This is a genomic window from Pseudomonas rubra, from assembly GCF_028656935.1.
GTDB lineage: Bacteria > Pseudomonadota > Gammaproteobacteria > Pseudomonadales > Pseudomonadaceae > Aquipseudomonas > Aquipseudomonas rubra.
In genome coordinates this window covers 76,926-92,395 of sequence record NZ_JAMDGZ010000052.1, presented here as the reverse complement: position 1 = coordinate 92,395, position 15,470 = coordinate 76,926, and the positions used below count along the sequence as shown (strand labels likewise).

At 61.9% G+C, this 15,470-nt stretch carries 14 protein-coding genes; 6 read left to right on the top strand and 8 right to left on the bottom strand.

Annotated elements, in window-relative coordinates:
- The first annotated feature begins 24 nt into the window (after positions 1-24).
- Positions 25-402: a response regulator gene (locus M5G17_RS22475; RefSeq protein WP_273895089.1), complete on the top strand. Its 378-nt coding sequence runs from the start codon at positions 25-27 to the stop codon at positions 400-402.
- 106 nt (positions 403-508) lie between these two features.
- Positions 509-1,834, top strand: coding sequence for a T6SS phospholipase effector Tle1-like catalytic domain-containing protein (locus tag M5G17_RS22470; RefSeq protein ID WP_273895088.1), 1,326 nt, complete (start codon positions 509-511; stop codon positions 1,832-1,834).
- Positions 1,835-1,845: 11 nt separating this feature from the next.
- Here M5G17_RS22470 and M5G17_RS22465 read toward each other — a convergent pair whose 3' ends face one another.
- From M5G17_RS22465 to M5G17_RS22455, 3 genes are read right to left on the bottom strand one after another with little or no spacing between them, the layout of a single operon-like run.
- Positions 1,846-2,427: a TetR/AcrR family transcriptional regulator gene (locus M5G17_RS22465; protein WP_273895087.1), complete on the bottom strand. Its 582-nt coding sequence runs from the start codon at positions 2,425-2,427 to the stop codon at positions 1,846-1,848.
- An 11-nt stretch (positions 2,428-2,438) separates the two neighbouring features.
- Complete coding sequence (locus tag M5G17_RS22460) at positions 2,439-3,287, bottom strand: 3-hydroxybutyryl-CoA dehydrogenase (RefSeq protein ID WP_273895086.1); 849 nt, start codon at positions 3,285-3,287, stop codon at positions 2,439-2,441.
- A 15-nt stretch (positions 3,288-3,302) separates the two neighbouring features.
- Complete coding sequence (locus M5G17_RS22455; protein ID WP_273895085.1) at positions 3,303-4,487, bottom strand: acetyl-CoA C-acyltransferase family protein; 1,185 nt, start codon at positions 4,485-4,487, stop codon at positions 3,303-3,305.
- 170 nt (positions 4,488-4,657) lie between these two features.
- On the opposite strand from M5G17_RS22455, the gene M5G17_RS22450 reads away from it, so the two are divergent.
- Positions 4,658-5,689 carry an AraC family transcriptional regulator gene (locus tag M5G17_RS22450; RefSeq protein WP_273895084.1) on the top strand — a complete coding sequence of 344 codons (1,032 nt, stop codon included), beginning with the start codon at positions 4,658-4,660 and terminating at the stop codon, positions 5,687-5,689.
- Here M5G17_RS22450 and M5G17_RS22445 read toward each other — a convergent pair.
- The 3 genes from M5G17_RS22445 to M5G17_RS22435 form a co-directional block, all read right to left on the bottom strand.
- Complete coding sequence (locus M5G17_RS22445; protein ID WP_420793331.1) at positions 5,658-7,136, bottom strand: catalase; 1,479 nt, start codon at positions 7,134-7,136, stop codon at positions 5,658-5,660. The two genes, M5G17_RS22450 and M5G17_RS22445, sit on opposite strands and share 32 nt — an antisense overlap.
- A gap of 222 nt (positions 7,137-7,358) precedes the next feature.
- Positions 7,359-8,243, bottom strand: coding sequence for a dihydrodipicolinate synthase family protein (locus M5G17_RS22440; protein ID WP_273895082.1), 885 nt, complete (start codon positions 8,241-8,243; stop codon positions 7,359-7,361).
- A gap of 37 nt (positions 8,244-8,280) precedes the next feature.
- Positions 8,281-9,063 (bottom strand): aldolase, encoded by a 783-nt coding sequence (locus M5G17_RS22435; RefSeq protein WP_273895081.1) that lies wholly within the window; start codon positions 9,061-9,063, stop codon positions 8,281-8,283.
- Positions 9,064-9,223: 160 nt separating this feature from the next.
- Here M5G17_RS22435 and M5G17_RS22430 point away from each other — a divergent pair, with 160 nt between their 5' ends.
- Positions 9,224-9,754: a helix-turn-helix domain-containing protein gene (locus M5G17_RS22430; RefSeq protein ID WP_273895080.1), complete on the top strand. Its 531-nt coding sequence runs from the start codon at positions 9,224-9,226 to the stop codon at positions 9,752-9,754.
- Positions 9,755-10,030: 276 nt separating this feature from the next.
- Positions 10,031-11,602, top strand: coding sequence for a TerC family protein (locus M5G17_RS22425; RefSeq protein ID WP_273895079.1), 1,572 nt, complete (start codon positions 10,031-10,033; stop codon positions 11,600-11,602).
- Here the strand turns inward: M5G17_RS22425 and rarD are convergent.
- Positions 11,565-12,452, bottom strand: a complete 888-nt coding sequence (rarD, locus tag M5G17_RS22420; protein WP_273895078.1) for an EamA family transporter RarD — start codon at positions 12,450-12,452, stop codon at positions 11,565-11,567. The two genes, M5G17_RS22425 and rarD, sit on opposite strands and share 38 nt — an antisense overlap.
- A gap of 36 nt (positions 12,453-12,488) precedes the next feature.
- Complete coding sequence (locus M5G17_RS22415) at positions 12,489-14,060, bottom strand: EAL domain-containing protein (protein ID WP_273895077.1); 1,572 nt, start codon at positions 14,058-14,060, stop codon at positions 12,489-12,491.
- Between the two features lie 326 nt (positions 14,061-14,386).
- On the opposite strand from M5G17_RS22415, the gene hppD reads away from it, so the two are divergent.
- The gene (hppD, locus tag M5G17_RS22410; protein WP_273895076.1) at positions 14,387-15,463 is read left to right on the top strand and encodes a 4-hydroxyphenylpyruvate dioxygenase; all 1,077 of its coding nucleotides are present in this window, start codon (positions 14,387-14,389) and stop codon (positions 15,461-15,463) included.
- Positions 15,464-15,470: the final 7 nt, after the last annotated feature.

The window sequence follows — 15,470 nt, the reverse complement described above, 5'->3', positions numbered from 1 at the left end:
TATTTCAGCGAGCAAGGCAATCGCATGAGCGAAGATGCGCAGGACGTAGTACTGGTCGTCGAAGACGAGCCAGCGATCCGCATGATTCTTGCGGACTATCTCAAGGGCGAGGGCTACCACGTGCTGGTGGCAGAGGACGGCAAGCAAGCGTTCGATATTCTGGCCCGCAAGCCGCACCTGGATCTGATCGTTACCGATTATCGTTTGCCCGGCGGTATTTCCGGGGTGCAGATCGCAGAGCCTGCGCTCAAGCTGCGACCGGACCTGAAGGTGATTTTTATCAGCGGCTACCCCGCAGAGATCCGTGAATCAGGCAGCCCTGTTGCCTTCAAGGCGCCGATCCTGGCCAAACCCTTTGACCTGGACACACTGGGTGAGCAGATCCAGGAGCTGTTGCGCTAGCGGCTTGTTGGCACTTCCTACGCCATCCATCACGGCTGACTGATGTTCTTTTAGGTCCGAAAAATGTCCGATAGCGACCCTGTGAAACGTCACCGGGAATGGACACATGAACACTGGCATCACCCTGCGCATTGGGGTGTTCTTCGATGGCACAGGCAACAATTTGGCCAACAGCACCCGCTCTGGCTATGACCGACAAGGCAATGCACCGGACAACAGCTACGGCAACGACAAGACCAACGTGGCGCGTTTGTACGAGTTGTATCAGCACCGAGGCGAGGATGCCCTCAAGGTCTATGTCGAAGGCATAGGCACCACCAGCGCAGGCGACGATTCGGCGCTGGCCAAAGCTACCGGTCGCTACGCAACAGGGGTGATTGCCCGGGCGCAGCAGGCGCACGACAAGGTCTTGAATGAGCTGAGCCTCTGGTGTGATGAAAACCCTCAGGTAAAAGTCGCTGAGTTGCAGTTTGATCTGTTTGGCTTCAGCCGAGGCGCTGCCGCCGCCAGGCACTTTGCCAATGACCTGCACAAGGGGCAGAACAGCGGCCTGGCCAAACGCTGGCCAGCACGGCTCAGCTTGCTGTGCGACGACTTCGACTGGGATGCCAAAGACCACCTGAACATCCAGTTCATCGGCCTCTTCGACTCGGTGGCAGCCATCGTGGCGCTGCTCAAGGGTAACTTCAGCCCCGCCAATGCTGACTACTCCGGAGTCGAAATGAAACTTGAGGCCGGCATCGCCCGTAAGGTCGTGCAATTGGTGGCACGCGATGAGTTGCGCAAGAACTTCCCGCTCACGCGCACCGGCAACGACATCACCGTGCCCGGCGCGCATTCGGATGTGGGCGGCGGTTACCCTGCGCGGGTGCGCGAACAAGTGGTGCTGGCGCGCCCGCGCAGCAGTGTCGAACCACGCAGCCTGGCCAATGAACGCAGCCAGGCCTATCGGCAAATGCAACAAGACGGCCTGGACAATCACTTGGCCTGGCAGGCGTTGCCGGTCCAGAGGCTGACCTGGTCAGAGGACCTGCCCTTTGTGCCAAAACGTGACCTGTATCCGCAAAAACGGGTGGTTGCCTGGTTACGCTGCGAGCGCGAGGTCTTTGCCGGTTTGTCGTTGATCTACTTGCGCATCATGCATGCGCTTGGGCTGCGCAACGGTGCGCGGCTGCGCGCGCTGGACGATCGGCAAAGCCCTGGGGTGCCTGTGGAACTGCGGGGGATTGCCACGAAGCTGAGTGCTTATGCCCTGGGGGAACAGCCCGTTCCCGGCTTGACGGCAGCAGAAGAGGCGTTGTTGCGCTCGCGCTACATTCATTTGTCCAGCCATTGGAATCGTGCCGGTGGGCTGGTTGGCGACGGCGCCGAGGTGATGTTTTTCCATCGCCCCGGTGACAATGGCCAGCGCCGGGTGTTCCCCAACGAGTAGTGGCTGGCCTGTCACACGGCGTCAGGCTGCAAGGCTCGTTCAATCCCGCCCAGCAGCAGGCTTTCCATCAGTACCAGGCCCTGCGCCTCTTGCAGTTGCGAGGCTTGCAGCCAGCCGGGCAGGCTGTTGAGCAGGTTGGCAGTGACATGGGCGCTGGCTTGCAGCGCCTTGCTGCATAGGGTCGTCCCGGGCGCCAGCAGGCGCAGCAAGGCGCTTTCATACTGTTGCCGGAGCTGGCCGATGCGCGCTTGCTGCTCGCCACTCAGGCAGCACAGGTCACGCTCGGCCAGGCGAAACTGCAGCGGCCGCTCGGCATGCAAGGCCCAGTGGGCTTTGATGACCTCGCCCAGGGTTTGTGGTTGGGCGCGGCGTCGCGGTGTGAGGGTGGCCAGCAGTTCTTCGTACAGCTCTTCGATCAGATCGAACAGCAAGTGCTGTTTGCTCGGGAAGTGATGGTACAAGGAGCCGGCGGTCAGCCCCAGGTGCGCGGCCAGTTCGCGCATGCTGACCTGGCCGAAACCTTTCTCGGCAAATAGTTCAAGGGCCTTGTCACGCCGCTCTTCGAAGTTCGCACAGCGCAAAGCGGCGTCCATGGCACTTTTCCCTAGTAAGTGAAGAAACCGCGACCACTCTTGCGCCCAAGGTAGCCGGCGGCAACCATTTCCTTGAGCAGCGGAGCAGGGCGGTACTTACTGTCGTTGTAGCCTTCGTGGAAGGCTTCGATGATCGCCAGCAAGGTATCCAGCCCGATCAGGTCGGCCAGGGCCAACGGGCCGATCGGCTGGTTACAGCCCAGGCGCATGCCGGTGTCGATGTCTTCGGCACTGGCCAGGCCTTCCTGAAGCACAAAAATGGCTTCGTTGATCATCGGTACCAGGATGCGATTGACCACGAAGCCCGGGCGGTTGCCGGCACTGATCGGGGTCTTGCCGACTTTCTCGGCCAGGGCCAGGGCTTTGGCGTGGGTCGCATCGCTGGTTTGCAGGCCACGGATGATCTCGACCAGGGCCATCATCGGCACCGGGTTGAAGAAGTGCACGCCTATGAAGCGCTCAGGCTGGCTGACCGCCGCACCCAGTTGGGTAATCGACAGCGACGAGGTGTTGGTGGCAATCACGCACTGGTCGCTGACGCTGGCGGCAATCTGCTTGAGGATGCGCAGCTTGAGCTCGAGGTTTTCGGTCGCCGCTTCGATGACCAGTTCGGCGTCTTGCAACTGCGCGTAGTCAGTACTGGTGCGGATCCGCGCCATGGCAGCGGTTGCGTCTTCGGCGGCCAGGGTCTGCTTGCTGACCTGGCGCTCAAGGTTCTTGCGCAGGGTGGCCACACCGCGCTCCAGCGCTGCGTCAGAGACATCGATCAGGGTGACCTGGTAACCGGCCACGGCGCACACCTGGGCGATACCGTTGCCCATGGTACCGGCACCAATCACCGCAATGTTTGCAATAGTCACATTCAAATCCTTGGTTCAGACGCGTTCGAAGACGATGGCAATACCCTGGCCGCCACCGATGCACATGGTTGCCAGGGCGTAACGGCCCTGGATGCGCTGCAGTTCGTGGATGGCCTTGGTGGCGATGATCGCCCCGGTGGCACCGACCGGATGGCCGAGGGAGATGCCCGAGCCGTTGGGGTTGACCTTTTCCGGGTCAAAGCCCAGTTCGCTCGCGACGGCGCAGGCCTGGGCGGCAAAGGCTTCGTTGGACTCGATCACGTCGAGGTCGGCGACCGTCAGGCCGGCCTTATCCAGTACCTTTCGGGTCGCAGGTACCGGGCCCAGCCCCATCAGCTCGGGCTCGACCCCTGCATGGGCGTAGGCCACCAGGCGCGCCAGTGGCTTGAGGTTATGGCGTTTGACGAAATCAGCGGTGGCCAGTACCAGGGCGCCGGCGCCATCGTTCAGGCCGCTGGCATTGCCGGCGGTGACCGTGCCGTCTTTCTTGAACGCGGCTTTCATGCCGGCCAGTTGCTCGGCGGTCACGTCGAAGCGCACGTGCTCATCCACCTCGAAACGCACCGGGCCTTTGCGGCTGGGGATCTCGATCGGCACGATCTGGCTGGCAAAGCGCCCTTCGGCAATTGCCCGGGCCGCACGGCGCTGGCTGGTCAGGGCCAGTTCATCCTGCATCTGCCGGGTGATGCCATTGCGCTCGGCAACGTTTTCGGCGGTGATGCCCATATGAAAGCCGGCAAAGGGGTCGTGAAGAATGCCGAGCATGTAGTCGATACCTTGCAGATTGCCCATGCGCGCACCCCAGCGCGCTTGCAGCAGCAGGTAAGGGCCGCGGCTCATGGATTCGGCGCCCGCAGCGAGCACTGCTTCGGCATCGCCCAGCAGCAGGCTTTGCGCCGCCGAGACGATGGCCTGCAGGCCCGAACCGCACAGACGGTTGACGTTGAAGGCCGGGGTCTCCTTGGGAATGCCGGCATTCATTGCCGCCACCCGCGCAAGGTAGGCGTCGCGTGCCTCGGTAGGGATGACGTTGCCCATCACCACATGGCCGATCTGCTCCGGCGCCACGCCTGCGCGCTCGATGGCGGCGCGGGTAACGCTGCTGGCCAGGTCCGCCAGGGGCAGGTCCTTGAGCGCGCCGCCAAAACTGCCGATGGCCGAGCGAACGGCGCTGACTACATAGATGTCCGGGGTATTCATGGTCGACTCCAGTGTGCGAAAGCGTGGCGGGGCAGGGCTGGCCTCTGCCAGAATGCTGCCCACAGCCACCTTCAGGTTGCTTTGGAGTCTAGGCAAAGCCTGCGCGCCGGCCTATGCCATAACTGTCCAGTGACACTGGTATTTTTTGCCATACCCTTGCGGAAACCGCCATGCGGGAAAACGATACAGTCGCCATCTACTTTGTCCACACCATGCTTCACGCCCTGCGTGCCCAGCCCGAACGGGCAGCGGCGCTGCTGAGCAGTGCCGGCATTGACCCTGCGCTGCTGCAGATTCCCGCAGCGCGGGTGCCGGCGTCGGCCTTTGCGCGGTTGTGGCTGATCCTGATCGAGACCCTTGACGATGAATTCTTCAATCTCGACAGCCATGGCATGCCACTGGGCAGCTTTGCCCTGATCTGCCGTGGCCTGATCCAGGAGCCAAACCTGGAAAAGGCCTTGCGCCAGTGCCTGAACAACTTTGCCCTGTTCCTGCGTGACATCCGCGCTACGCTGACGGTCAAGGGCGCGCGTGCCGTGGTCAGCCTGAACAGTGATATTGCTGATCCGCTGACCCGGGTCTATGCAGAAGAAACCTTCCTGGCCCTGGTGATCAGCCTGCTGTGCTGGCTGGCCGGGCGGCGCATCGTCATCGACCGCACGGCGTTGACCGACCTGCGCCCGGCCCAGGAGGACGACCCCTTGCTATGGGGCGCCAACGTGCAACTGGGCTGTGGCCGCACCGAGATCGAATTTGCCGCCGAGTACCTGCGCCTGCCCGTGGTGCAGGACCTGGCCGCGCTGAAGACCTTTTTGCGCAGCGCGCCGCAATGGCTAGTGATTCGCTACCGTAACCAGAATGGCCAGGTCGCCCAGGTCTATCGCTACCTGCGCGCCCGCCAGTACGGTCAATGGCCGACCTTGCTGGCCATGGCCGAGCGGCAGGGCCTGAGCCCCAGCAGCTTTCGCCGGCAACTGGAGCGCGAGGGTCGCTCCTACCAGCAGATCAAGGACCAGGTGCGCCGGGCCATGGCCTTTGAATGCCTGCGCCAGACACACCTGAGTATTGCCGAAGTGGCTGAGCACGCCGGCTTTCAGGAGCCCAGCGCGTTTCACCGGGCGTTCAAGAAATGGACCGGCGAGAGCCCCGGCAGTTATCGCCAGCGCATGCTCAGTCCTGCAACTGCGCCGCCAGCTGCTTGACCCGCACCAGGTTGCCACCGGCGACCTTGGCCACGCCCTTGCCATAGTCCGGATCGGCTTTGTACAGGTAGGAAAGAATGATGTGCTTGCTGGCATCATCGGTGCCGGCCAGTGCCTGACCGAAGCTGTTGATCAGGTCACGGCGGTTCTTGCTGTCGTAGGAGCGAAACAGCTGACCGGCCTGTTTGAAGTTCTGCTGGCGCTCGATTCCTGCCTGCTGGGTGCTGCCGCTCAACGGCAACTGGCTGTAGCGCGCGGAATCGCTCGAAGGGCGTGGCGTCAGCCGGCTTGGCTCGTAGTTGACCGCACCGACGCTGCGCCCGGCGTTCAGGGCGCCATCCTGGTTGCCGTTGTTGACCTTGACCCTGGGCTGGTTGATCGGTAAGCCGGCGGCATTGGCGCCGACCCGATACATCTGGGTATCGGCATAGGAGAACAGGCGGCCCTGCAACAGACGGTCTTCCGACGGCTCGATGCCCGGGACCAGGTTGGACGGCGCCAGGGCCGCCTGTTCGGTTTCCTGGAAGAAGTTGTTGACGTTGCGATTGAGCACCATCTGTCCGACTTTGCGCTCGGGCACATCGGGCCAGATCTTGGTTGGGTCCAGTGGGTCGAAGTCAAAACCGGCCAATTGCTCGGGCTTGAGGGTCTGAATGTACAGATCCCATTTTGGATGGTCGCCACGATTGATCGAGCTGACGAGGTCGCTGGTCATGTGGCTGAAGTCATGGCCCTGTACCTTGGCCACTTCGGTGGGGTTGAGATTCTTCTGGCCTTGCAGGGTCTTCCAGCGGAACTTCACGTAGGTGGTTTCGCCGTCGTTATTAACGAACTTGTAGGCATGCACGCTGTTGCCGTCCATGTGCCGGTAGCTCAGCGGCGTGCCTTCGTTGGAGTAGAGCAGGGTCAGGGTGCGGGTGGCCTCGGGCATGTGCGAGAGCAGGTCGAAGCGCCTGGCGTCGTTGCCAAGGTTGTTGCGCGGGTCGGGTTTGAAGGCGTGGACCATGTCGGGAAACTTGATCGCATCGCGAATGAAAAAGGTCGGGAAGTTGTTGCCAACCAGGTCCCAGTTGCCATCGGCGGTGTAGAAACGGGTGGCGAAACCGCGTGGGTCACGCAGGGTTTCCGGTGAGTGCAGGCCATGGACCACGGAGGAGAAACGCACGAACACCGGGGTTCGCTCACCTGGAGTAAACACCTTGGCCCGGGTCAGTTCGGAGATGTCGCTGGAGGCTACGAATTCACCGTGGACGCCAGTGCCGCGGGCATGTACGACGCGCTCAGGCACGCGCTCGCGGCCAAAACGCTGCAGTTTCTGGATCAGTTGTACATCTTGCAGCAGGGTGGGGCCAGTGCTGCCGGCCGTCTGCGAGTTCTGGTTGTCGCCCACCGCAGCGCCGTTGTCACGGGTCAGCGGTGCCGCGCTGGCAGTGCTGGCGAGCACCATGGCCGAGGCAAGCAAGCCCAGGGTGTAGCCTGAAAAAGTCCTGATGTTCATGGGGACGGTCCTGTCATTACGAAGGTTTGGCCAGTAAGGCCCTCGAATGGTAGGAGCGAGGCGTGAGGCGACCCAGATGGGATTTCAACGCTTGGTGTAGGTGCATTCCCTGATACTGTGGCGAATCAGAAAATCCGGCGCCGTTACCAGCGCCGGACAGTGCATGAGCCGTTAGCTCAATTGCTTGAGCAAACCCTGCAAGTACGCCTGGCCGGACTGGTCCAGGGCAAATACCGGTTTGCGCGGTTCACCGACCGGCAATCCGCTCATGCTCAGGCCAGCCTTGATGGTGGCCGGCAGGCCGCCCTTGAGGATGAACTCGAGCAGCGGCAACTGGCGGTAGAACACGGCCTTGGCCACCTTCAAGTCATTGTCCTGCACGGCCTGGTACAGCTGCTGGTTGAGCGCCGGGATCAGGTTTGGCGCTGCGGTGCACCAGCCGCTGGCACCGGCCACGAAGGCTTCCAGGGCCAACGGATTGCAGCCGTTGTAGAAGGGCACCTTACCCTCCCCAAGCTGCTGCAACTTGTGCATGCGTTGAATATCGCCAGTGCTCTCCTTGACCATGGTCACGTTGCTGACCTCGCGCACGATGCGCAGGATCAGTTCCACCGACATGTCGGTGCCGCTGGTGGCCGGGTTGTTGTAGAGCATGATCGGCAACTCGATGCTGGCGCCAATGGCGCGGTAGTGCTCGAGAATTTCTGCTTCTGTGAGTTTCCAGTAGGCGGCCGGCAGCACCATCACCGCATCGGCGCCATGGGCCTGGGCAAAGCGCGCGCGGCGGATCGCCCCGGCGGTGGTCAGGTCGGAAACGCTGACGATGGTCGGCACTCGCCCGGCAATGTGCTCCAGGCTGAAACGGGCCACTTGCTGCCACTCCAGATCGCTCAGGTAGGCGCCTTCGCCGGTGCTGCCCAGCGGCGCGATGGCATGCACGCCGCCCTCGATCAGGCGGTCGATGGAGTGCCCCAGGGCCTCGAGGTCAAGCTGTTCGCCGTCGGCGCTGAACGGAGTGATGGTGTAGCCGATGATGCCGTGAAAAGTCTTGGACATGAATTTTGCTCCGCAAGGTAAGTGAGAACGGCTGCAATCAGTTCAGGCAGTCGCCATGGACCCGCAGGCACTGGCGCGCATAGTAGTTGAAGGCGGCGCTGTGGCGCTTTGGCCGGGAGATCCAGTCATGGGCTTCACGGCCCAGCTCAGGTGCAATCGGCTTGATCGTGCCGGCGGCCATGGCCAGCAGTTGCAGCTTGGCCGCGCGCTCGATCAACTGGGCAATCACACAGGCTTCTTCGATGCTGGCGCCGGTCGACAGCTGGCCGTGGTGGGAGAGCAGGATCGCGCGCTTGTCACCCAGGGCGGCGCTGATGATTTCGCCTTCTTCGTTACCTACCGGTACCCCTGGCCAGGCTTCGAGAAACGCGCAGTCGTCGTAGAGCGGGCAGAGGTCCATGTGCGAGACCGCCAGTGGCACTTCCAGCATCGACAGGGCGGCGATGTGGGTGGGGTGGGTATGAATGATGCAATTCACATCCGTCCGGGCCCGGTATACCCAGCTGTGGAAGCGGTTGGCCGGGTTGGGCATGCCCTGGCCTTCGAGCACTTCCAGGTCTTCGTTGACCAGCAACAGGTTGCTGGCGCTGATTTCATCGAAACCCAGGCCCAGTTGTTGGGTGTAGAAGGTGCCCGGTTGTGGGCCACGGGCGCTGATCTGCCCGGCGAGGCCGGAATCGTGGCCGTTATCGAACAGAATCCGACAGGTCAGTGCCAGCTTTTCGCGCACAGTCCACGTATTATCGGCAAGCGAGCCTTGCATCTGCTGAAGGGCCTTCTGGATCAGTTGGTCCTTGGGGAGTGCCATTGTCTTGGCCATGGGGCTATCCTCGGTGGCGTGATGGGGCGTCACGGCTTGCCCACCCCGGTTGCTTGGAAGGTGACGGGGTGGTTAAACGCATGACACAGCAAAGGCTATATGACACATTGTGTCATTGGCAAGAAAAAACATGCCCATGGCATTGGGAAAACTGCGTTACATGTCTATCCGATTGAAACTGTTGAGAAAAAAACTGGGTATCACCCTGGAAGCGCTGGCCGAACTGTCGGGCATGACCAAGAGTTACCTGTCCAAGGTCGAACGTGGCCTGAACACCCCGTCAATCGCTGCGGCGCTGAAGCTGGCGCGGGCCTTGAACGTCAATGTCGAGGAGCTGTTCGCCGAAGACCAGCCCGGCCAGGCCCGCTACAGCCTGGTGCGCAACGACCAGCGCCAGCCTATGGCGGGGCCGGGTTACACGGTACTGGCTACACAGATCGGCAGCCGCAGTCTGTTGCCGTTCATCATCAGCCCGGCCCACGAATTCAGCGATGCTTCGTTCAAGGAGCACCTGGGTGAAGAATTTCTGTTCGTGCATGAAGGGCAGGTGGAAGTCGATTTCATGACTGAGCGGGTGGTGCTGGAACGCGGCGATGCCCTGTATTTCAACGCCCAGACCCCGCACCGCCTGCGCTCGCTGGGCGAGGCTCAAGCCCAGCTGCTGGTGGTCGTGCACGATGCCGAGGGCTGAGGTGCGGGCTGCACGGCAGTTCGTGCTGATCAGTCAAGAAAATCGCGAGGCAAGCTCGCTCCCACAGCGGAGTTTGTGTGTGCTTGCCCTGCGATGTACAGAATTTGAAATAGTTTCATGCTGTGAGAAAAGCCTGCTGCAATTGTAGGATCACATCCCCAATTGATTTCAGGTTGATATGACTTCGTTCTCGGAGCCCCCCAGTACCTGGCCGTCCCGGCCATTCTCCCGTCCTTGTGACGCTTCCCGTCTGTTCTTGCACATGAGTGATCGCCCATGGAATGGCTAGCCGACCCCACGGCCTGGCTGGGCCTTGCCACGCTGATTGTGCTGGAACTGGTACTGGGTATCGATAACCTGGTATTTATCGCCATCCTTGCCGACAAACTGCCACCCCATCAGCGCGACCGTGCGCGGGTGATCGGCCTGTCGCTGGCGTTGATCATGCGCCTGGGCCTGCTGGCCAGTATTTCGTGGATGGTGACCCTCACCGCGCCGTTGATCGATATCTTCGGCAAGAGCTTTTCCGGTCGTGACCTGATCATGCTCTTCGGTGGTGTGTTCCTGTTGTTCAAGGCCACCATGGAGTTGCACGAGCGCCTCGAAGGGCATGTCGCCCAGCACAACGGCAGCCTGCGCCACGCCGCGTTTTGGCCGATCGTGGCGCAGATCGTGGTGCTCGATGCGGTGTTCTCCCTGGACGCGGTGATCACCGCGGTGGGCATGGTCGAAGAGTTGTCGATCATGATGATCGCGGTGGTGTTCTCCATCGGGATCATGATCGTTGCCAGCAAGCCGTTGACGCGTTTCGTCAACAATCACCCGACGGTGATCATGCTGTGTCTGGGCTTCTTGATGATGATTGGCTTCAGCCTTACCGCCGAAGGCCTGGGCTTCCATATTCCCAAGGGCTACCTGTACGCGGCCATTGGCTTCTCGATCCTCATCGAGCTGTTCAACCAGTTGGCCCGTGCCCGCCGCAAGCGCAGCCTGCAGCAGCATCGGCCGCTGCGTGAGCGTACTGCCCATGCGGTATTGCGCTTGCTGGGCGGGCGGCGGATCGAGGCGGACGAGGTCGGCGAGGAGATTGCCGATCTGGTCGAAGGCGGCGAGGAGCAGGTGCTGTTCGACCGTCGTGAACGGGTGATGATCAGCGGCGTGCTAAACCTTGCCGAGCGGCCGATCAAGACCTTGATGACCGTGCGCGCCGAGGTCGACGCCATTGACCTGGCGCAGCCAGCCGAAGCGATTCGTACTGCTTTGATGCATTCGTCCTATTCGCGCCTGCCGCTGATTCGCGACGGTCGTATTGAGGAGCCGTTGGGCTTCGTGCACAAGAAAGAACTGCTCAAGGAACTGCTGGCCGGCAACCAGCCCGACCTCGAGAGCCTGGCGCGTACACCGCTGAACTTGCTGGAGAGCTTCAGCATCCTCAATGCCCTGGAGCAGATGCGCGGCCAGTCGACGCACATTGCCTTTGTGGTCAACGAATTCGGTGACTTCACCGGTGTGCTGACCATGACCGACATCCTTGAGTCGATCGCCGGCGAGCTGCCCGATGCCAGTGAAGTGGAGGGGCCGGGCATCGTCGAGGACGAGCAGGGCTTTATCGTCAGCGGCGCCCTGAACCTCAGCCAGATCCAGGCCCGCACCGGCTTTGCCGCCAAAGCGACCGAGGATTACCAGACCCTGGCGGGCCTGGTCATGAGCTTGCTCGATCGCTTGCCTATGGTGGGCGACAGCCTGGTCTGGAACGACTGGAAGATGACCGTGGTGGCAGTGGAAGAGCGCCGGGTACGCCAGGTACGCCTTACACCGAACGCCGCCGGTGCCGCAGCAGGTGCCTGACGCCTTCGAGGATCAGCACCAGCACTGCCAGCCAGATCGGCAGGTAGGTCAGCCACTGGTCGGGGCCGATGGTCTCGCCCAGTAGCAAGGCCACGGCCACCAGCAGCACCGGCTCGACGTAGCTGAGCAGGCCGAACAGGCTGAAGGCCAGCAGGCGGCTGGCCAGCACGTAGCAGATCAGCGCCAGGGCGCTGATCACCCCAAGCAGTGGAATCAGGCCGTACAGCCCCGGGTGTGCGGCCAGGTCCTGGGCCGACAGTGGCCCCTGGATGACGAAATACAGTGCAGCCGGCAGCAACAGGCACATATCGGCCCACAGGCCGCCCAGATGGTCGGTGCCGCAGCGGCGCCGCAACACGAAGTACAGCGGGTAGCCTGCGGCCACCAGCAGGGTTTCCCAGGCAAAACTGCCATGCTGGTACAGCTCATGGCCGACACCGGTCAGGGCACAGGCCACCGCCACCTTTTGCAAGCGCGACAGGCGCTCGCCATAGACCAGGCGGCCGGTCAGCACCATGGTCAACGGCAGCAGGAAGTAGCCCAGCGACACCTCGAGGCTGCGCCCGTGCAGCGGCGCCCAGAGGAACAGCCAGAGCTGCACGCCCATCAGTGACGAAGTCCCAAGCAGGCCGAGCAACAACAGCGGCTGTTGCCGTATCCGTACCAGCAGCCCGGTAACCAGCGGCCAGTCACGGGTCAGCAACATGAACAGGGTCACGCAGGGCAGGGTCAGGAGCATGCGCCAGCCGAACACCTCCTCGCCATCGAGGGGCGTGAGCAGTGAGGTGTAGTAGTACATCACGGCGAACAGGAACGACGCCGTGACCGATGTAATGATGCCTTTTGACACAAATGCCTCGGTTGCAATAGATGACAGTGCGGTTGCCTAGCCGGCAACCTCCACGCGCTGTGCCCGGGGTTCTACCTGGGCTGCCAGGGCTTCGACAAAACTATCGATCGGCATGGGTCGGCCGAACAGGTAGCCCTGCTGGAAGTCGACGCCGTGGCGTGCCAGGTAGTCACGTTGGGTCGGGTTCTCCACACCTTCGGCGACGATGCCCAGCTCAAGCTTGGCCGACAACTCGATGATGCTGTCGAGAATGTGCAGCGACAGGGCATCGACGCCAATCAGGGCGACGAAGCTCTGGTCGATTTTCAGGTAGTCGACCTTGAACTGACGCAGGTAGCTGAGGCTGGATTGGCCGGTGCCGAAGTCGTCGATGGCAATCATCACCCCCAGCGCATGCAGCTTGGCAAACAATGCCTGGGTAATCTCGGTGGGGACGATCAGTTTGCGCTCGGTCAGCTCCAGGGTCAGCAGCACCCGCCCAGGTGGGAAGGCGGCCAGAAACGTCCGGCAATCGTCGTACAAGGCCATGTCCTGACAATGGTCGGCGGTGATGTTGATGCCGACATGAAAGCCCTCGTCCATCAAGGCGGCATGGGGCGCCAGCAGCTCGGCGGTGCGGCGCATGAGCATGCGGGTCATGGGCACGATCTGGCCACTGTGTTCGGCGTAGGGGATGAACAGGTCGGGGCGCACCAGGCCATCACGCGGGTGCTGCCAGCGTATCAGTACTTCGGCGCCAGCCCAGCGATAGTCGCCTTTGCGCACCACCGGCTGAAAATAGGGCAGGAATTCATTGGCTTCCATGGCCCGTTGCAGTTCGGCGCGTGGCGAACTGGCCCGGCGCAGCAGCCAGCGGCACACGGCGCCGGCAATCACCCCGAGAAATACCAGCAGGCCGAATAGAGCGGGGTATTCGTCACGCATTACCTGGCCGACTTTGTCCGCGCCGTAGCCACTGTGGATGGCAAAAGGGTAGCGCTGCGAGGTTAGCTGCACAGCCGCCACTGCCGCGGCCGGAGCGAGGCCTTCGCGCACGATGCCATCCTTGTCCATCCAGAAGCGGCCGACCTGCAGCGACAACTGGGTGTGCGGACCGATCAGGTGCAGGGCCGTGAGCAGATGGTCGCCGTCGACGGTGCTGATGGCGCCGCGATCGCCATCGCTCACCCGGTACACCAACAGAGGGTGGCCAGGGGTGACCGAGTTGCCGTTCATCAGCCAGAGTTTGCCATCGACGTAGTCACTGGTGTTGACGGGTTCGCTATAGGGGCCGAACAGCGAGCTGCAATACAGCTCGTCGCGGTACACCAGGTTGGTCGAGCGCACGAACGAGCGCCGGGTTACCTGGTCACGCAGGGCGAGCTTTTTCTCGTCGCAGGGTGAGCCAGCCAGTGGCAGCAAGGCCTGAGCCGCAGCGGAGATGTTGTCGAGGATCCGCTCAACCTGCGCCACCACTTGCCCGGCCGTGTCCTGGCTGCGCGCCTGGAGCTCGCGTTCGGCCTGCAGGTGCATGATCAGCAGGCCGCAGAGTATCGGCATGGTGCCCACAGCCCAGGGCAGCAGGGCTCGCAAGGTCCAGCGTCCGGGGCGTTTTACCGTGAGGGGCATGGTGGATGACCTGTGCACGCAAGGAGAGTGACTACGCTTGTCTGCCTAGGATAGCCGTTCGTCTAACACCGGGCGTCAACTTAAGTGCGGACAAAACGGCTTACGCACTGTAGAATCGCGTTACGCATACAATAATAAGGTTCTCCACCTTCGGGGAATCAACCCGCCGAGAATGGGTCCATATGAAGTGTCATGGGTTCAAGCTGATCTATGGTGACTACCTCGCCCGCAGTGTGAGGGGCATCTCTTGCGCGCCACCACGCCTGCTCGACATCGATAGCAATTAACGACCGTTATTTACCCGCTTTGATGATGAGGAAACGAGCATGGCTGATATCTTTGAAAACCCGATGGGCCTGATGGGCTTTGAGTTCATCGAGTTCGCATCGCCGACCCCGGGCGCCCTGGAACCGATCTTCCAGATCATGGGTTTCACCAAGGTGGCGACCCACCGTTCCAAGGACGTGCACCTGTACCGCCAGGGCGGTATCAACCTGATCCTGAACAACGAGCCGAACAGCGTCGCTTCGTACTTTGCCGCCGAGCATGGTCCGTCGGTGTGCGGCATGGCCTTCCGTGTGCGTAACGCCCACGAAGCCTATGCCCGGGCCCTGGAGCTGGGCGCGCAACCGGTTGAAATCGAAACCGGGCCGATGGAGCTGCGCCTGCCGGCGATCAAGGGCATTGGTGGCGCGCCACTGTACCTGATCGACCGCTTCGAAGAGGGCAGCTCGATCTATGACATCGACTTCAAGTTCATTGAAGGCGTCGACCGTCACCCGGCCGGTGCCGGCCTGAAAATCATCGACCACCTGACCCACAACGTGTACCGCGGGCGCATGGCCTACTGGGCCGGCTTCTACGAGAAACTGTTCAACTTCCGCGAGATCCGCTACTTCGACATCAAGGGCGAATACACCGGCCTTACGTCCAAGGCCATGACTGCGCCGGATGGCATGATCCGTATCCCGCTGAACGAAGAGTCGTCCAAGGGCGCCGGGCAGATCGAAGAGTTCCTCATGCAGTTCAACGGTGAAGGCATCCAGCACGTGGCCTTCCTCAGCGACAACCTGCTTGAGAGCTGGGATGCCCTGAAGAAGCTCGGCATGCGCTTCATGACCGCACCGCCAGACACCTACTACGAGATGCTCGAAGGCCGTCTGCCGGGTCATGGCGAGCCGGTTGGCGAGCTGCAAGCCCGTGGCATCCTGCTGGACGGTTCTTCCGAGTCCGGTGACAAGCGCCTGCTGTTGCAGATTTTCTCGGAAACCCTGATGGGGCCGGTGTTCTTCGAGTTCATCCAGCGTAAGGGTGACGATGGCTTCGGTGAGGGCAACTTCAAGGCGTTGTTCGAATCGATCGAACGTGACCAGGTCCGTCGTGGTGTATTGAGCACCGACTGATCTGATC